The organism is Acidovorax sp. Root275, assembly GCF_001428965.1.
Lineage (GTDB): Bacteria > Pseudomonadota > Gammaproteobacteria > Burkholderiales > Burkholderiaceae_C > Acidovorax > Acidovorax radicis.
The window spans coordinates 63185-81105 of record NZ_LMJH01000007.1 but is presented as its reverse complement, the minus strand read 5'-3'; the positions used below and the strand labels follow the sequence as shown (position 1 = coordinate 81105).

19 protein-coding genes are annotated in these 17921 nt (G+C 61.5%); 1 reads left to right on the top strand and 18 read right to left on the bottom strand.

Going from position 1 to position 17921, the window contains the following annotated elements; all coding sequences use genetic code 11:
- Window positions 1-7 precede the first annotated feature (7 nt).
- Window positions 8-430, bottom strand: a complete 423-nt coding sequence (locus tag ASE52_RS09750) for a hypothetical protein (protein WP_057225743.1) — start codon at window positions 428-430, stop codon at window positions 8-10.
- 20 nt (window positions 431-450) lie between these two features.
- Window positions 451-1623, bottom strand: coding sequence for a glutamine-hydrolyzing carbamoyl-phosphate synthase small subunit (gene carA, locus ASE52_RS09745; protein ID WP_057225741.1), 1173 nt, complete (start codon window positions 1621-1623; stop codon window positions 451-453).
- Between the two features lie 291 nt (window positions 1624-1914).
- Between carA and ASE52_RS09740 the strand changes: the two genes are divergently transcribed.
- A complete protein-coding gene (locus ASE52_RS09740; protein ID WP_057225740.1) occupies window positions 1915-2730 on the top strand; it encodes a hypothetical protein in 816 nt (271 codons plus the stop codon).
- A 59-nt stretch (window positions 2731-2789) separates the two neighbouring features.
- Here the strand turns inward: ASE52_RS09740 and ASE52_RS09735 are convergent, their stop codons facing one another.
- From ASE52_RS09735 to rpsB, 16 genes are all read right to left on the bottom strand, one after another.
- Window positions 2790-3563: an RNA methyltransferase gene (locus ASE52_RS09735; RefSeq protein ID WP_057225739.1), complete on the bottom strand. Its 774-nt coding sequence runs from the start codon at window positions 3561-3563 to the stop codon at window positions 2790-2792.
- Between the two features lie 12 nt (window positions 3564-3575).
- Window positions 3576-4202 carry a ribonuclease HII gene (gene rnhB / locus ASE52_RS09730; RefSeq protein ID WP_029412735.1) on the bottom strand — a complete coding sequence of 209 codons (627 nt, stop codon included), beginning with the start codon at window positions 4200-4202 and terminating at the stop codon, window positions 3576-3578.
- On the bottom strand, window positions 4168-5331 hold the full coding sequence (gene lpxB / locus ASE52_RS09725) for a lipid-A-disaccharide synthase (protein WP_057225738.1): 1164 nt from the start codon (window positions 5329-5331) through the stop codon (window positions 4168-4170). Before lpxB ends, rnhB begins: the two co-directional genes overlap by 35 nt.
- Before the next feature lie 10 nt (window positions 5332-5341).
- On the bottom strand, window positions 5342-6130 hold the full coding sequence (gene lpxA, locus ASE52_RS09720) for an acyl-ACP--UDP-N-acetylglucosamine O-acyltransferase (protein ID WP_057225736.1): 789 nt from the start codon (window positions 6128-6130) through the stop codon (window positions 5342-5344).
- Between the two features lie 21 nt (window positions 6131-6151).
- Window positions 6152-6592, bottom strand: coding sequence for a 3-hydroxyacyl-ACP dehydratase FabZ (gene fabZ, locus ASE52_RS09715; protein WP_010457855.1), 441 nt, complete (start codon window positions 6590-6592; stop codon window positions 6152-6154).
- Window positions 6593-6608: 16 nt separating this feature from the next.
- Window positions 6609-7592: a UDP-3-O-(3-hydroxymyristoyl)glucosamine N-acyltransferase gene (lpxD, locus tag ASE52_RS09710; RefSeq protein WP_057225734.1), complete on the bottom strand. Its 984-nt coding sequence runs from the start codon at window positions 7590-7592 to the stop codon at window positions 6609-6611.
- A 24-nt stretch (window positions 7593-7616) separates the two neighbouring features.
- Complete coding sequence (locus tag ASE52_RS09705) at window positions 7617-8138, bottom strand: OmpH family outer membrane protein (RefSeq protein ID WP_010457852.1); 522 nt, start codon at window positions 8136-8138, stop codon at window positions 7617-7619.
- Entirely contained in the window at window positions 8138-10435 is a 2298-nt protein-coding gene (gene bamA / locus ASE52_RS09700; protein WP_010457849.1) for an outer membrane protein assembly factor BamA, read from the bottom strand. The genes ASE52_RS09705 and bamA overlap by 1 nt, the downstream gene beginning before the upstream one ends.
- A gap of 45 nt (window positions 10436-10480) precedes the next feature.
- Window positions 10481-11845, bottom strand: a complete 1365-nt coding sequence (gene rseP / locus ASE52_RS09695; protein WP_057225732.1) for an RIP metalloprotease RseP — start codon at window positions 11843-11845, stop codon at window positions 10481-10483.
- A 26-nt stretch (window positions 11846-11871) separates the two neighbouring features.
- Window positions 11872-13050: a 1-deoxy-D-xylulose-5-phosphate reductoisomerase gene (gene ispC / locus ASE52_RS09690; protein ID WP_057225730.1), complete on the bottom strand. Its 1179-nt coding sequence runs from the start codon at window positions 13048-13050 to the stop codon at window positions 11872-11874.
- The gene (locus tag ASE52_RS09685; protein ID WP_057225728.1) at window positions 13050-13904 is read right to left on the bottom strand and encodes a phosphatidate cytidylyltransferase; all 855 of its coding nucleotides are present in this window, start codon (window positions 13902-13904) and stop codon (window positions 13050-13052) included. Before ASE52_RS09685 ends, ispC begins: the two co-directional genes overlap by 1 nt.
- 27 nt (window positions 13905-13931) lie before the next feature.
- Window positions 13932-14663 (bottom strand): polyprenyl diphosphate synthase, encoded by a 732-nt coding sequence (gene uppS / locus ASE52_RS09680; protein ID WP_057225726.1) that lies wholly within the window; start codon window positions 14661-14663, stop codon window positions 13932-13934.
- A 23-nt stretch (window positions 14664-14686) separates the two neighbouring features.
- The gene (gene frr / locus ASE52_RS09675; protein WP_057225725.1) at window positions 14687-15247 is read right to left on the bottom strand and encodes a ribosome recycling factor; all 561 of its coding nucleotides are present in this window, start codon (window positions 15245-15247) and stop codon (window positions 14687-14689) included.
- Between the two features lie 51 nt (window positions 15248-15298).
- Window positions 15299-16021: a UMP kinase gene (gene pyrH / locus ASE52_RS09670; protein ID WP_010457839.1), complete on the bottom strand. Its 723-nt coding sequence runs from the start codon at window positions 16019-16021 to the stop codon at window positions 15299-15301.
- Between the two features lie 59 nt (window positions 16022-16080).
- Window positions 16081-17013, bottom strand: a complete 933-nt coding sequence (gene tsf / locus ASE52_RS09665) for a translation elongation factor Ts (RefSeq protein ID WP_057225723.1) — start codon at window positions 17011-17013, stop codon at window positions 16081-16083.
- A 104-nt stretch (window positions 17014-17117) separates the two neighbouring features.
- Window positions 17118-17870 (bottom strand): 30S ribosomal protein S2, encoded by a 753-nt coding sequence (rpsB, locus tag ASE52_RS09660; protein ID WP_010457835.1) that lies wholly within the window; start codon window positions 17868-17870, stop codon window positions 17118-17120.
- Window positions 17871-17921: the final 51 nt, after the last annotated feature.

Sequence of the window (17921 nt, the reverse complement as noted above, 5' to 3'; positions counted from 1 at the left end):
GCGTCGATCAGTCGATCGTGGGTTCGGCTGCCTGGGGGCTGGAGGTAGGGGCAGAGGCTGCTGCGTCTGCGGGCAAACGCCGCTGGGTCAACTTGGCAAGCAGCGCCTGCACCCGTTCGGGAGGAAGGTTCTTCTGCATCAGTTGCAGCAGGCCGTCGCCCTGAATCAGCGGGCGCAGGACCTCTTCTTCCGCGTCATAAAACGTCACTTCCCACTCCTGCAGCAGTTCTGCAAAGGCGGCATCGTCCTGGGTCTTGCCCTTGGCCACGAGCGTGACGAGAGGCATCGCCTTGTTCTCGATAAACGCTTTTTTGTAGGGCTTTTGCGCCCAGCGCTCGGTGAACCACTCACGGTGGGGCGATGGCAGGGTCAGGACACGCTTGTGGACCGCCTTTTCCAGCGATGCGAGAGGGAAGCTGAAGAGTTTCATGGCGCTGTTTCCTCCCGTGCTCAACCGGCTTTCGCCGCGCGCATGGCGTCGGTGAAGCGGTCGAAGAGATATGCAATGTCGTGCGGCCCGGGGGAAGCTTCAGGATGCCCCTGGAAGCAAAATGCCGGCTTGTCCTTGTGGACCAGCCCTTGCAACGTGCCGTCAAACAGGCTGACGTGCGTGGCGCGCAGATTGGCAGGAAGCGATTCCATGTCCACCGCAAAACCGTGGTTCTGGCTCGTGATGCTCACGCGGCCGGTGTCCAGGTCCTTCACCGGGTGGTTGGCACCATGGTGGCTGTGCGTCATCTTGAAGGTCTTGGCGCCTGCGGCCAGGGCCATGATCTGGTGACCCAGGCAGATGCCGAACGTGGGCATGCCACTGTCCACGATGGTGCGGGTCGCTGCGATCGCGTAGTCGCAAGGCTCCGGATCGCCAGGGCCATTGGACAGGAAAACGCCATCGGGCTTGAGTGCCAGCACGTCGGCGGCAGGCGTCTTCGCGGGTACCACGGTGACCTTGCAGCCGCGCTCTGCCAACATGCGCAGAATGTTTTTCTTCACACCAAAGTCATAAGCCACCACGTGGAACTGCGGCGCTGCCAGCTCGCCGTAGCCAGAGCCCAGCTTCCATTCGGTCTGCGTCCACTCATAACGCGATACCGTGGTCACCACCTGGGCCAGGTCCAGCCCGGCCATGTTGGGGGCCGCCTTGGCCTTGGCAATGGCTTCGTCGATGAGCGCCTGCGTGACGGCCTGGCCGGCGGCGAGGCCGATGATGGCGCCGTTTTGAGCACCCTTGCTGCGCAGCAGGCGCGTCAGCTTGCGGGTATCGATGTTGGCGATGGCAACGGTCTTCTCGCGCACCAGGTACTGCGAGAGCGTTTCTGTGGAGCGGAAGTTGCTGGCCAGCAGGGGCAGGTCTTTGATGATCAGGCCTGCAGCATGGACCTTGTCGGCTTCGATATCCTCCACATTGACGCCGTAGTTGCCGATGTGCGGATACGTGAGGGTCACGATCTGCTGGCAGTAGCTCGGGTCGGTGAGGATTTCCTGGTAGCCGGTGATGGCAGTGTTGAACACCACTTCGCCGACGGTGGTGCTGGTGGCACCAATCGAATTGCCGATAAAGACCGTGCCGTCTGCGAGCGCCAGGATGGCGGGCGGGAAATTTCCCTGTAGAGACAAAAGCACTGGGTTCTCCGGATGGTTACGGTCGCCCGGCGCCTGCAGGCCGCTTGCAAAGGATATTTGCAATCGAGTGCCAGCGGCTGCTCTCAGATGGGTTGTTGCTTTGGGTGCGGTCGGGCGACGCTGTTGCGAGAAAAGCTCCCGATTATACCCTTCGGGGGGCAATCAACGGCAAATGCATGTCTTGCATAACCTTGTTACGTAAGCAAGTGTTCCAGGCATTTCAGGGAACAACAGCCGCCCTAGACTTCGGCCGGTTTCCATCCCTCACACCCACACCAAAGGCTGCCTCCGATGCGCGTTTTTCTCCGCCCCCTCGCCCTGTCCCTGGCCAGCCTCTGTGCCGCCATGGCAGCCCATGCCCAGGAATTGGCCAAATACCCCCAGGTCTTCGTGGCCCCCCAGGGGGTTGAAGTCGTGCTGGCACCCACCGTGGACGGGAAACAGGCCCTGGTGCGCGTGAGCGGCATCAACGACCCCATCGACCAGGTTGTGTTTCTGAGCCAACTGAAGCAGCAGGGCTCGGCGCGCGAGGTGTACGCCACCACGCTCGACGGCCGCAGCTACGGCCTGCTGCAAAAGCAGAGCCAAGCCTATCGCAATGGTGAACACTATGTGGTGTACCTGCCCGGCAAACGCGATGGCGTGCCACTGGCCTTCAGCGAAGAAAAGAGCAAGGCCTTCAAGCTGGCCGACCTGCAGGCCAGCTACAAGAGCCAGCAAAAACAGGGACTGCAGGAAAAGCTGGCCCGCTTTGACCGCAACAAGCGCCTGGCGGGCGTGCAGGCCGAACTGGCCAAGGCCGACCAGGATGCCACGGCAGCATGCGGTACCTCAGTGAAAACCAACGTTGACTGGGCCACGATTGATGACGAGAAACTCCAGACACTGAGCATCGGCAGCTTCTGCGGCGTGGTGGCATCAGAGCTGGAATCCATGTGCCGCAACACCCCCGCCTTCAAAAGCACGGCGTCCGGCGTGGGCTTGGTGCAATGCAAATTCGCACCGCAGCTGAAGATCCGCGTGGAGAACCAGCAAGTGCTGTTCAGCACCGAGAAAGATGCCGCCAACCAGGGTGAATTCGTGCGCCAGTTCCTGCGCAATCTCTAAAAAGGCAAAGGACAGCAGGCAAATCCAGCCTGCTGGAGGCAGCCCCAAAAGACGGGGTTTCAGCGCCCAGCGCCGCTCGCATGCAGGCAAATCGCTGCAGCGGCCGCCACATTCAGCGACTCCTCGCCGCCAGGCTGCGCGATGCGGATGTGCATCGCGGCCCGCGCCTCCAGGGCTGGGGAAACGCCCTGCCCTTCGTGGCCCAAAACCCAAGCGCAAGGCCAGGGCAAGGCGGCACGGTGCAGCCAGTCTCCGGCGTGCGAGCTGGTCACCAGCATCGGTACCTCCAGCGATTGGAGTTCGCCGTGCTCCACGCCTTCGATCAGGTCCAATGCGAAATGCGCGCCCATGCCTGCGCGCAACACCTTGGCGGACCACAACGCGGCGCTGCCCTTGATGGCGACCACTTGGCGGAATCCAAATGCCGATGCACTGCGCAGGATGGAGCCCACATTGCCGGCGTCCTGCACGCGGTCCAGCACGACGGTCGCCGCACCCGGGCGCAAGGCGGCAGGCGACGGCAGGTCAATGATGAAACCCATGCGCGCCGGTGATTCCAGGCCACTGATGTCGGCAAACAGCGAGTCGGCAATTACTACTATTTTCATAGCAGCCTGCGCCCACTCCACTTGCGCCAGGGGCCAAAAAGACTCAGAAAACACCGCAATCGATGCACGCTGTCCCCGTTCCACGGCCGCGCGACAGAGGTGATCCCCCTCCAGCCAGACCCGGCCCTGCTTGCGGTAGGCCGTGGTGTCCTGCGCAAGACGGCGCAGGTCTTTCACGAACGTGTTATCCCGTGAATGGATGGTGGTGACGGAGGAAGATGTCATGGGTGGGCAGGTTCAGCCGCGCAGGTTCTGCGCCACGGGTGCAAAGGAACGCCGGTGGTGAACGCAGGCCCCATGCTCTCGCAGGGCCGCCATGTGCACGGCCGTGCCATAGCCTTTGTGGCCGGCAAATCCGTATTGGGGAAATTCTTCATGCACTTGCACGCACCAGCGGTCGCGGTGCACCTTGGCCAGGATGGATGCGGCCGAGATGGCTGGCACCAGCGCATCGCCCTTGACGATGGCCTCGGCCTGGATGCCCAGCGTAGGCAGCCGATTGCCATCGACAAGCACCATGACGGGCTTCAGGCGCAGCCCCATCACGGCCCTCCGCATGGCCAGCATGGTGGCCTGCAGGATGTTGAGCTGGTCGATCTCCTCCACGCTGGCCTCGGCAATGCTGCAGCACAGCGCCTTGGCACGGATTTCGTCATAGAGCCTCTCGCGCCGGGCCGGCGTGAGTTTCTTGGAGTCTGCAAGACCGGCAATCGGGTTCAGGTCATCCAGGATGACAGCTGCAGCCACCACGGGCCCCGCCAGCGGGCCACGGCCCGCTTCATCCACGCCGGCCACAAGACCTTCCGGGTGCCATGGCAGGCAGGCCTGTTCAGGCAGCGGGATGGAGGATTTTCTGGATCGCATCGGCTGCCAGTTGGGGAGTGTTGCGTAACAGGCTTTCATGCAGCACGGTAAACCGCTGCTCCAGGGCCGTGATTTTCTCGGGATGGTGCTGGCGCGCATCCAGCCATTGCAGCGTTGCCGCACAAAGCGCCTGGGGTGTCGCGGCATCCTGAATCAGCTCGGGCACCACGAATTCACCACACAGGATGTTGGGCAACCCCACCCAGGGCTGCAACTGTTTGCGCCGCATGAGCCACCAGCTCAGCGGGTGCATGTGGTATCCGATGACCATGGGACGCTTGAACAGGGCAGCCTCCAGCGTGGCGGTACCGCTGGCGATCAGCGTGGTGTCGCAAGCTGCGAGCACGGCGTGGGACTGCCCGGATACGACTTGCACCGCACCACCCAATCCAGCGGCCTGCGCTGCCTGCACGATGCGGTCGCGCAGCGCTGGAACGGCTGGCACTATCAATTTAATAGCTGGGCGCGCTTGAAGAATAAGCGCTGCAGCCTCAAAAAATGGCCGAGTGATGTAGGCGATCTCCGAGGAGCGGCTGCCCGGCAAAATGGCCAGCACTTCATCTGAATCCTGCAGTCCGAGCTGAGCACGGGCGGCAGCGCGGTCCGGCACCATGGGAATCACACCGGCAAGAGGATGCCCTACATAGGTCGCAGCAATGCCATGGCGCGCCAGCAGTTCAGGCTCGAACGGAAAGATGCACAGCACATGGTCGGCGCTGCGGCGTATCTTCTCGACACGGTCCGCGCGCCAGGCCCAGATCGACGGGCACACGAAATGCACGGTCTTGATGCCCGCCGCGCGCAAGTCGGCCTCCAGTCCCAGGTTGAAATCAGGGGCATCCACGCCGATGAACACATCCGGACGATCCTTGAGGAGCCGCTGGCGCAACTGCTTGCGAATGCCAAGAAGCTCGCGCAACCGGCGCAACACTTCCATGCTGTAGCCATGCACAGCCAGCTTCTCGCTGGGCCACCAGGCAGCGAATCCGCGGCGCTGCATCTGGGGGCCACCAATGCCGCAGGACTGCAGGCCCGGCCAATGGGCCTGCATGCCGTCGATCAGCAGGCCTGCGAGCAGGTCACCCGATGTTTCGCCCGCCACCATGGCGATGCGGGGAGGCGTCTTCACGGTGATCGCCTCAACGCACGATGCCGCGCGTAGCGTCGGCCAGGAACCGCTCCATCATCGCCACATCGCCACCGGCATCGGGGGCGGTTTGAGCCAGCTCGCCAATGGCCGCACGTGCGGCTTCCAGTGTGAGGCTCTGGCGATAGATCAGCTTGTGCATCTGCTTGACAGCACCAATGCGCTCGGGCGAGAAGCCACGGCGGCGCAGCCCCACCACGTTGTAGCCCCGCACGGCCAGCGGGTTGCCATCCACCAGCATGAAAGGGGGCACGTCCTGTGTCACTGCGCTGGCAAAGCCCACCATGGCATGGGCTCCGACCTTGACGAACTGGTGGATGCCCGTGAGCCCTCCCACCGTCACCCAATCGCCCAGGTGCACATGGCCCGCCAGCGTGGTGTTGTTGGCCAGCGTGGTGTTGTTGCCCACATGGCAATCATGGGCGATGTGGGTGTAAGCCATGATCCAGTTGTCGTCTCCCACCGTGGTGACGCCGCCAGCCTGGGGCACACCCAAATTCAGGGTGCAGAACTCGCGGATGGTGTTGCGGTTGCCGATGACCAGTTTGGTGGGTTCACCTGCGTATTTCTTGTCCTGCGGGATGGCGCCGATCGAGTTGAACTGAAAGATGCGGTTGTCGGCACCAATCGTGGTGCGCCCTTCGATCACACAATGTGCACCGACCGTCGTGCCCGCACCGATGGACACATGCGCGCCGATGACCGCATACGGCCCGACCGTGACCGTGGGGTCCAGGTTGGCGCCGTCCGCAACGATGGCTGTGGGATGGATATTGCTCACGATCCAACGGGTCTGGGCCGATCAACCCACGCTGCGCATGGTGCACATGAGTTCGGCCTCGCAAGCCACTTCCTCGCCCACGCTGGCCACACCTTTGAATTTCCAGATGCCACCACGTACACGGTCAATCGTGATGGACAAGATCAGTTGATCCCCCGGCTCCACAGGGCGCTTGAAGCGTGCACCATCAATGCCCACGAAGTAGTAGATATTGTTCTCGTCGGGCACTTTGCCCATCGCATCAAACGCCAGCAAGCCTGCTGCCTGGGCCAGCGCTTCCAGGATCAACACGCCAGGCATCACAGGGCGGCCAGGGAAATGGCCCATGAAATAGGGCTCATTGAACGTCACGTTCTTGATGGCCTTGATGCGAGTGTTGCTCTCAAGCTCGATCACTTTGTCCACCAGCAGGAACGGGTAGCGGTGGGGCAGTTGCTTGAGAATTGCGTGAATATCCATCATCGAGTTGTTCTTCCGTTCATGCTGCTTTGAGGGCCTGCTCCAGCGCCTTGATGCGCTCTCGCAAGCTGTGCAGTTGTTTGAGTGTTGCAGCGTTTTTTTCCCAGCGCGCATTGTCGTCGATGGGAAACATGCCCGTGTATTGCCCAGGCCGGGTCAGCGAGCGTGTGACCACCGTGGCTGCCGAGATATGCACGTTGTCTGCCAGCTCCAGGTGGCCCAGCACAATGGCCCCGCCCCCCACCGTGCAGTGCGCGCCAATGGTCGCACTGCCAGCCACACCCACACATCCAGCCATGGCCGAGTGTTTTCCGATGCGTACGTTGTGGCCGATCTGGATCAGGTTGTCGAGCTTGACGCCATCTTCGATGACAGTGTCCTGCAGCGCACCCCGGTCGATGCAAGTGTTGGCACCGATCTCGACATGGTCACCAATGCGGACGGCTCCGAGCTGTTCGATCTTGACCCATTGCCCATGATCGGGCGCAAAGCCAAAACCATCCGCCCCGATCACGACACCGGCATGCACGATGCAGTGCGCGCCGATATGGCAATCCTCGCCCACGGTCACACGCGATTTGAGCACTGTCCCTGCGCCCACGTGCGCGCCACGTTCCACCACACACAGCGGTCCAATGGTCGCAGTGGGATGCACCTGTGCCGTGGGATCGACCACCGCGCTGGCGTGCACACCGGCTTGGCGCGCGGGCGCATTGCGCTGCCGCCACAGTTGGGTAGCTCGCGCAAAGTACACGTAGGGGTTGTCCACCACGATGCAGGCACCACGCGCCACCGCCACATCACGCATGGCAGGCGCCACAATGACACAGGCCGCCCGGGAGGCGGCCAGTTGCTGTTGGTAGCGGGGGTTGCTCAGGAAACTGAGATCTCCCGGCCCGGCAACCTCCAGGGGCGCAATGCGGGAGATGACGACATCCTTTGCCACACCTCCTTCCAGCGAGCCACCGAGCGCATCAACTATGTGCCCAAGAAGCAAGCTCACGCGCCACCTGTCCAGCGCTGTGGCTTACTTGCCTGCAGCGGCATTCAGCGCCTTGATCACCTTGTCGGTGATGTCATGCTTGGGGTTGATGTAGACCGCCTCTTGCAGGATCACGTCGTACTTCTCGGCTTCAGCCACTTGTTTGACCACCTTGTTCGCACGTTCGAGGACCTGGGACAGTTCCTCGTTCTTGCGGGCGCTCAGGTCTTCCTGGAACTCGCGGCGCTTGCGCTGGAATTCGCGGTCCTGATCCACCAGCTGGCGCTGGCGGGTGGTGCGCTGGCTTTCAGCCATCGTCGGCGCTTCACGCTCGAACTTCTCAGTAGCGGTCTTCAGGGTATTGCCCATGTCCACCAGTTCTTTCTCGCGGCGGGAGAACTCCTGCTCCAGCTTGGCCTGTGCAGCCTTGGCCGTGCTGGCCTCACGGAAGATGCGGTCTGTATTGACAAAACCGGCTCTGAACGACTCTTGCGCTTGCGCAGGGGCTGCCACGGCCAGGGAGCCAAGCAGCAGGGCCAAAGAGATATGGCGAGAAATGGATTTCATTAGAAAGACGTTCCAATCTGGAATTGCAGTTTCTGGATTCTATCGCCAGCGAACTTGCGCACCGGTTGCGCAAAGGCGAGACGCAAAGGACCGAGCGGAGAAATCCAGCTCAAGCCCAGCCCCACGGAGGAACGCATGTCACTGAAGGTAACCTTTTCGTTTTCTCCGTACACATTACCCACGTCAAAGAATGTGAATACGCGCAGTGTCCGATCGTTCCCTGCGCCTGGGAACGGAGCGATCAGCTCCGCGTTCAGTGTCACTTTCTTCGGCCCCCCCAAGGAGGCACCCGTTACGTCGCGCGGGCCCAAGGTCCCTTGATCGAAGCCACGCACCGAACCCAGCCCCCCCGAATAGAAGTTCTTGAACACCGGGAATGGCCTGCCATTCATGCCTTTGCCGATCCCCACCTCGCCATTGAAGGCGACGGTAAAGCGCTTGTTCAGAGGTACGTACTGCTGGTATTGGTAGTTGGCCCGCACATAACGCGCGTCTCCGGCCACCGACCATTCGGAGTTGAGGCGCTGATAGCGGCCGGAATTGGGTGCCAGGGCACTGTCGCGATCATCCCGCGACCAGCCGATCGTCAAGGGAATGGATGTGCTGCTGTAGCCAAACTGATCCGCGTAGGCCAGGTAGGTCGCGGGAATGTTCGTGCCGGCCTTGATCTTGGTCTGCTCCAGGCCTCCACCAAAAAACACGGTATCGGTCTCACTGAACGGCACCCCGAATCGCACCGATGTTCCGGTGGTCACCAGCTCATAGTTGCCACCCTGGTCTTCATAAGGCTTGTCCGTGCGGTAGTACACATCCAGCGTCCGCGAAATGCCGTCCGGCGTGAAATACGGATTGGTGGTGCTAAACACCAGCGTACGGCGGTATTTGCTGGTATTGACATCAATGCCCAGGTAATTGCCGGAACCAAAAATATTCTCTTGCTTGATACCGAATGACAGCGAGACCTTGTCGGCACTGGAAAAGCCCACGCCCATCTGCAGCGAGCCCGTGGGTTTTTCGGCCACATTGATCACCAGGTCCACCTGGTCGGGAGAGCCCGGAACCTCCTGGGTCTCCACATTGACCTCGGTGAAGTAGCCCAGGCGGTCCACGCGGTCGCGCGACAGGCGGATCTTCTCTCCGTCATACCACGAGGCCTCGTACTGGCGGAACTCCCGGCGGATCACTTCGTCGCGCGTGCGGTTGTTGCCGCTGACGTTGATGCGGCGCACATAGGCTCGGCGCGACGGCTCCACCTGCAGGACAAAGGCAACGCGGTTGTTTTCGCGATCAATCTCAGGCACGGCTTCTACCCGCGCGAATGCAAAACCAAACCGCGAGAAATACTCCGAAAAGGCCTTGGTTGTTTCAGTGACCTGGTCGGCGTTGTAAGGCTCGCCCGCGCGAATCGTGACCAGGGATTTGAACTCGTCTTCCCGGTCCAGGTAGTTGCCTTCCAGCTTCACGCCGGAGACTACATAACGCTCGCCTTCCGTGACATTGACGGTGATGGAAATGTCCTGCTTGTCCGGCGAGATGGCGACCTGGGTGGAATCGACACGAAACTCCAGATAACCGCGCTGCAGGTAGTAGGAGCGCAGGGTCTCCAGGTCGGCGTTGAGTTTTGCGCGTGAATAGCGATCGGACTTCGTGTACCAGCTGAGCCAGCCGCCAGTGTCCTGATCGAACAAGCCTTTGAGGGTGGACTCGCTGAAGGCCTTGTTGCCAACAATGCGCACATCCTTGATGCGGGCGGGATCACCCTCGACCACGGTGAAGGTCAGATTGACACGATTGCGTTCAATCGGGGTCACCGTCGTGACGACCTCGGCACCATACAGGCTCTTGTTGATGTATTGGCGCTTGAGCTCTTGTTCGGCCCGGTCGGTCAGCGCCTTGTCGTAAGGACGGCCTTCGGTCAATCCAACATCGCGCATGGCCTTCTTGAGCGCATCCTTGTCAAACTCACGGGTCCCGGCGAAATCCACATCAGCCACCGTGGGTCGTTCTTCCACCACGACCACCAGCACATTTCCAGCCGCCTCCAGGCGCACGTCCTTGAACAGCCCCAGACCGAAAAGTGAGCGGATGGCCGCAGCGCCTTTTTCGTCGTTGTAGTCGTCACCCACCCGCAGTGGCATCGAGGCAAACACGGTGCCGGGCTCCACACGCTGCAGGCCCTCGACGCGAATATCTTGCACCTTGAAAGGCTCCAGAGCCCATGCCGCGTTGGCGACAAAAATCATGGCTGCAACGGCCGATGCGGTACGCACGCCCAGGCGATTGATGTGTTTTTTCATGAATGAAGCTGGCGCCGCAGTTGCATGGCAAGCGCGGCAAAAGTGTTAGCCAAAGAGCCGGGTGATATCGTTGAACAGGGCAATGGACATCATGAGAAGCAAGACTGCAACACCTCCGCGCTGCAGGCGCTCCATCCATGCATCTGACACCCCCCTGCCCGTGACACCCTCCCAAAGATAATACATCAGGTGCCCTCCGTCCAAGACGGGGAGCGGCAGCAGGTTGAGCACGCCCAGGCTCACGCTGATCAGGGCGAGGAATACGAGGTACTGCGTCAGCCCCAGGCTGGCCGAACGTCCGGCATAGTCTGCGATGGTCAAGGGGCCACTGAGGTTCTTGAGGGATGCCTCGCCGATCAGCATGCGCCCCATCATCCGAAGCGTGAGGATGGACACGTCCCACGTCTTGACCACGCCAGCCCAAGCCCCCTCGAACAGACCGTATTCGACCATCACGAATTCGGGGGGTGCTCCGACATAGGCGCCGATGCGCCCGACTGTCGCACCCAGCTCAGCTTTGGCCTCAGGCAAGACCTCCATGGTCAGCACCTGTCCCGATCGATCAACGCGCCAGGACTGGACCAGCGGCTCATTGCCCCGCACGGAATGGCGGATCAACTCGCGCAACTGCTGCCCATCCACCACATCGCTGGCACCGATCTTGAGGACCACATCCCCCTGGCGCAATCCGGCTCGGGCAGCAGCGCCATCAGGCATGACCTCCCCGAGCACGGGGCGCGTCCACGGACCCAGGATTCCTATTTTTCGAAAAAGCTGGGCATCCGCCTCGCGGCTGTCGATCTTCGACATGTCCAGCAGGATTTCCCGGTGCACGGCGCCCGACTGCGGCTGCACGTCCAAGCGAACGGCCAGACCCTCGAGGGCCCCGCGCGTGAGCAGCCAGCGCAGGTCTTCGAAAGACCGCACGGGTTCCATGTCGTCCGAACCCAGCGCGGCCTGCGCCACCAGTTCACCGCCGCGCAAGCCCGCACTCTGCGCGACGGAGCCAGCGACCGGACTGGCGAGAACCGCCTTCGGCTCCTCCACGCCATTCCAGTTGACGATCGAATACAGCAGTACAGCCAGCAGCAGGTTCGCCACAGGACCTGCTGCAACAATGGCCGCGCGGGACCGCAGAGGCTGTGTGTTGAAGGCCAGATGCCGCTCTTCGGTCGCCACAGGCGCCTCCCGCTCGTCCAGCATGCGCACATAACCACCCAGCGGAAACGCGCCCAGCACAAACTCCGTGGGCGAACCTTCGGGCTGCCAGTGCAGCAGCGGTTTGCCAAAGCCCACCGAAAAACGCAACACCTTCACCCCACATGCCACTGCCACCCGGTAGTGGCCGTATTCGTGCACGGCAATCAGGAGGCCCAGGGCCACGATGAAGGCAACGATGGTAAGGAGCATGTACGGGTCCGTGGTGCTGTGAGAACTCAGGCAGCCAGGCGGCCTGCGGCGTGCTCGGCAGCATTGCGGGCCTGGGCATCCAGGTCCAGCAGGGCTTCGAGCGAATCGGGCTTGGAGGGCAAAACCGCATCCAAAGTTGCAAGATTCACGGCATGAATATGGTCAAAACGCAGACGACCGGACAAAAATGCCCCGACGGCCACCTCGTTCGCGGCATTCAATACGGCGGTTGTCCCTTCGGCCGCCTTCAGCGCCTGCCAGGACAGGTGCAAACCCGGAAATCGATGAGCATCGGCGTCTTCGAACGCCAGCGCAGTCATGGCCGAAAAATCCAGTTTGCTCGCGCCGCTAGCGATGCGTTCTGGCCAGGCCAGGCCGCAAGCAATGGGAACCCGCATGTCGGGCGTTCCCAGCTGCGCCAGGATGGACGCATCCTTGAACTGCACCATGGAATGGATGATCTGCTGCGGGTGGATCACCACCTTGATCTGGTCTGGAAGCAGATCAAACAGCCAGCGCGCCTCGATCACTTCGAGCGCCTTGTTCATCATCGTGGCCGAATCCACCGAGATCTTGCGACCCATCGAAAAATTGGGATGCGCACAGGCCTGGGCCGGCGTGATCTGTGACAGCGTCGCCGGATCACGCTGGCGAAATGGCCCCCCCGAAGCGGTCAAAAGGATGCAGTCGATCCGGTCGGCCCAGGTCACTGGATCTTCTGGCAGGCATTGAAAAATTGCGGAGTGCTCGCTGTCGATGGGCAGCAGCGTCGCCCCACCGTCACGCACCGTCTGCATGAACAGCCCACCACCGACGACCAGGGCTTCCTTGTTTGCCAGCAGCAGCCGCTTGCCCGCGCGCGCCGCAGCCAGACAGGGCGCCAGGCCGGCCGCACCCACGATGGCCGCCATCACGGCATCCACATCAGCGTGCGACGCTATCATTTCAAGAGCATCTTGCGCTTGAAGGACTTGCGTTGGAAGGCTATTTGCCGCTAACTTTTCAGAAAGAAGCGCCGCATGGGGAGCACTCGCCATCACTGCATAACGGGGGTGGAATTGCGCGCACTGCGCAAGCATCAGATCCACCTGCGTTGCAGCACTGAGCGCAAACACCTCAAAGCGCTCAGGATGGCGGGCCACCACGTCCAGCGTGCTGGTACCAATGGAACCGGTGGAACCCAGGACAGTCAGTCGTTGTTTCATCATTGTGTGGTCAGACTCGTGAGCATCATCGCCAGGGGCAGCGTCGGCAACAAGGCATCCACCCGATCCAGCACCCCGCCGTGCCCGGGCAGCAGGCCGCTGCTGTCCTTGACACCGGCGCTGCGCTTGATGAGCGACTCGACCAGGTCACCCGACACACTCATGGCCACCATGAACAGCGCCGCGATCACCAGCAGCCACCAGCCCTGTTGTGCCATGCGGCTGTAGAAGCTGGGCACGGTCGCCTGCCAGTGGGCATCGGCCGCCACCCAGAGGAAGGCCATGACCATCACGCCCGCCAAACCGCCCCACACGCCCTCCCAGCTCTTGCCAGGGCTGATGGAGGGGGCCAGTTTGCCTTTGGTGAAGCGCAGGCCAAAAGCCCGGCCTGCAAAGTAGGCAAAGATGTCGGCGACCCACACCAGGAGCAGCACCGACAGCAAGAAGTTGATGCCAACATTGCGCGCTTGCACGACTGCCAGCCACGCAAGCCACAGGGCCAGGACCCCAGCCACCAACCGCACCGCCGCAGGAATCTGGGGCCAACCGGGCACGCCAGCCTTGAGCAACCAGGCAGTCGCCAGCACCCAGAGCCCCCCACCGACGACCCAGAGAGCGGTCAACGGACGGTTCACCCAGCCCAGGGCCCACGATCCAGCGCACAAAGCGACACAGGCGCCCCCCACAGCCAGGGAGCCTGCCTGTCCAAACCCGCTCAAGCGGCCCCATTCCCATGCACCGGCCGCCATGAGTACCAGCACAACCACGGTGAAGGGCACGGTGGATGGGTAGAAAAGCGCCGGCAACAAAATGGCCAGCAGGACAAGGGCTGTAATGACGCGCTGCTTGAGCATGGGGCCTTTCAGAACCTGTGCAGGTTCTCAGCCCGGCATCGGATGGGGATGCGCGGACAGGATTTGTTCGGAGGTTTTGCCAAAACGGCGCTCGCGACCTCTGAAGGCTGCAATCGCCTCGTCCAGTGCCGACTCGTCGAAATCCGGCCACAACCGGTCGCTGAAGAAAAACTCGGAGTATGCGGCCTGCCACAGCAAAAAGTTGCTGATCCGCATTTCCCCGCCGGTACGAATCACCAGATCCGGGTCGGGCACGTGGGCCATGCCCATCGCACCATGCAGGCTGGCCTCGGTGATGGCTTCACCACGCGCTGCCAGAGATGCCGCAGCCTGGGCAATGTCCCAGCGGCCGCCATAGTTGAAACACACGTTGAGCACGAGGCGGGTGTTTTCGGAAGTGGCCGCTTCTGCCTGCACCAAGCCATCACGCACCTTCTGCGAAAGACCGGCACGCTCACCCACGAAGTACAGGCGTACCCCATCCTTCTTGAGCTGCGGCACTTCGCGCGCCAGCGCCATCGCCAGCAGCTCCATGAGGCCAGAGACCTCATCGGCCGGCCGGTTCCAGTTCTCGGAAGAAAAGGCAAAGACGGTCAGCACACCCACGCCGCGCTCCACACAAGCGCGTGCGCAACGTCGCAGTGAGTCAACCCCTTGCTTGTGGCCTGCCAGGCGCGGCAGAAAGCGGCGCGTGGCCCAGCGGCCGTTGCCATCCATGACGATGGCAATGTGGTGTGGCACCACCGGAGATACAGACATGTGAACGTTCAAGCCCTTCGGGCTTAAACCGCCATGATTTCCTGCTCTTTGGCAGCCACCAGCGCATCGATCTCGGCGATGTGCTTGTCGGTGACCTTCTGCACGTCGGTTTCGGCGCGCTTCTGGTCGTCTTCGGACGCCAGCTTGTCCTTGACCAGCTTCTTGACGGATTCGTTCGCGTCACGGCGCAAGTTGCGCACGGCAATCTTGGCGCTCTCGCCTTCGTTGCGGGCCAGCTTGGTCATTTCCTTGCGGCGCTCTTCGCTCATCGCGGGCATCGGAACGCGGATCAGATCACCCATCGATGCGGGGTTCAAACCCAGGTCGCTTTCGCGGATCGCCTTTTCAATCTTGGCACCCATGCCCTTTTCCCAGGGCTGCACACTGATGGTGCGCGAATCGATCAAGGCCACGTTGGCAACCTGGCTCAATGGAACCAGAGAGCCGTAATACTCGACCTGCACCGTATCGAGCAGCGCGGGGTTGGCGCGGCCAGTGCGGATCTTTTGCAGATTGTTCTTGAAGGCCGAGATGGACTGGTCCATCTTGGTTTCAGCATTCTTCTTGATGTCGGCAATCGTCATGTTTTCTCCTCAGGGCCGACCTGCATCCAATGCAGGCCGCAGCCATCGTCGTCAAGCGTAAACCAGCGTACCTTCGTCTTCACCCATCACCACGCGCTTCAGGGCGCCGTGCTTGATGATAGAGAACACCCGCACAGGCAACTTCTGGTCGCGGCACAGGGCAAACGCGGTCGCATCCATGATGCCCAGATTGCGGGACATGGCCTCGTCAAAGCTCAGCTTTGTGTAGCGCGTGGCGGTGGGGTCCTTCTGGGGGTCGGCAGTATAAACGCCGTCCACCTTGGTGGCCTTGAGCACCAGTTCGGCGCCAATTTCGGCACCACGCAGCGCAGCTGCAGTGTCGGTGGTGAAGAACGGATTGCCCGTGCCAGCAGCAAACACGACGACCTTGCCCTCTTCGAGATACTGCAGCGCCTTGGGGCGTACGTAGGGCTCGACCACCTGCTCGATGGCAATGGCAGACATCACGCGGGCCACCAAGCCCTGCTTGTCCATCGCATCGGCCAGGGCCAGTGCGTTCATCACGGTAGCCAGCATGCCCATGTAGTCAGCGGTGGCACGGTCCATACCGACCGAGCCACCCGCGACACCACGGAAAATATTGCCCCCACCAATCACCACGGCCACCTGGACACCCAGGCGGGTCACTTCGGCGATCTCCTCCACCATGCGCACGATGGTGGCGCGGTTGATACCGAAGGCGTCGTCCCCCATCAGCGCCTCACCAGACAGCTTGAGCAGGATGCGCTTGTGGGCTGGTGCAGCGTTGGACATGGGAAATTTCTCCGGTAGGTGGTGCTGGGCTTTGGTGGTTTTTTTGCCGGAAACGGCGATCAGGCAGCGGCCTTGGCGGCTGCAACCTGGGCGGCCACTTCGGCAGCGAAGTCGTCCACCTTCTTCTCGATGCCTTCGCCCACGACGTAGAGCGTGAAGCCCTTCACCGTGGTGTTGGCGGCCTTCAGCATTTGCTCGACGGTCTGCTTGCCGTCCGCAGCCTTCACGAAGACCTGGTTGAACAGCGAGACTTCCTTGAGGAACTTCTGCACACCACCTTCGATGCGCTTGGCAACGATTTCGTCGGATTGCACAGGCTTGCCTGCGGCCACGGCCACAGCGGCATCTTCGGCGGCCTTGGCGGCTGCCACCGAACGCTCTTTGGCGATCAGGTCGGCAGGCACATCAGCACTGGTCAGTGCCACGGGCTTCATGGCTGCGATGTGCATGGCCACGTCCTTGGCAGCGACTTCGTCGCCTTCAAATTCCACGACCACACCAATGCGCGAGCCGTGCAGGTAGGAAGCCAGCTTGCTGCCGCTGCCACCGAAGTGCTTGAAGCGGCGGAACGACATGTTTTCGCCGATCTTGCCGATCAGGCCCTTGCGCACGTCTTCCAGCGTGGGGCCAAAGCTGTCTTGCTCGTAGGGCAGTGCACCCAGCGCCACCACGTCGGCGGGGTTGTGCTTGGCCACGAGTTCGGCAGCAGCCTTGGCCAGGGCCATGAAGCTGTCGTTCTTGCTCACGAAGTCGGTTTCGCTGTTCACTTCGATCAGGCCACCGGTGGTGCCGTCGATGTAGCTGGCCACCACGCCTTCGGCGGTGATGCGCGAGGCGGCCTTGCCAGCCTTGGTGCCGAGCTTGACGCGCAGCAGTTCTTCAGCCTTGGCCATGTCGCCGTCAGCTTCCGTCAGCGCCTTCTTGCATTCCATCATCGGTGCATCGGTCTTGCCACGCAGTTCGGCAACCATGCTTGCGGTAATTGCAGCCATCTTTATTCCTTCAGTATTCAGTTCAATCGATTCAGATTCCGCCTAAAAAAAAGGGGGCTCACCAGGGCCCCGCTTTTTTTCGCGACGGATCGCGCAGCCGGGTATCAGGCGGCAGCTTCTTGCACTTCCACGAATTCGTCGGTGCTCTCGGCGGTAGCAGCCTTCACAACTTCGTTCACGGCGTTGGCGCGGCCTTCGATGATCGCGTCAGCGATGCCACGGGCATACAGCGTCACGGCCTTGGCCGAGTCGTCGTTACCAGGGATCACGTAGTCGATGCCTTCAGGCGAATGGTTGGTGTCAACCACACCGATCAGCGGAATACCGAGCTTCTTGGCTTCGGCCACGGCAATCTTGTGGAAGCCCACGTCGATGACGAAGATGGCGTCGGGCAGTGCAGTCATGTCCTGGATGCCGCCGATGTCCTTTTCGAGCTTTTCGATTTCGCGGGAGAACGTCAGTTGCTCCTTCTTGCTCAGGCTGTCCAGACCAGCTTCTTGCTGGGCCTTCATGTCCTTGAGGCGCTTGATCGAGGTCTTGACCGTCTTGAAGTTGGTCAGCATGCCGCCCAACCAGCGTTGGTCCACGAAAGGCACGCCAGCGCGCAGGGCTTCGGTGGACAGGATTTCACGGGCTTGGCGCTTCGTGCCGACCATCAGGATCGTGCCGCGGTTGGCAGCCAGTTGCTTGGCGAACTTTTGGGCTTCCTGGAACAGTGGCAGCGACTTTTCCAGGTTGATGATGTGAATCTTGTTGCGATGGCCGAAGATGTAAGGGGCCATCTTGGGGTTCCAGAAGCGGGTTTGGTGACCGAAGTGGACACCGGCTTCCAGCATTTCGCGCATGGTAACGGACATAAAAATACTCCAAAGGTTAGGTCTAAAATCAGCCCCAATATTTGCAGCGCC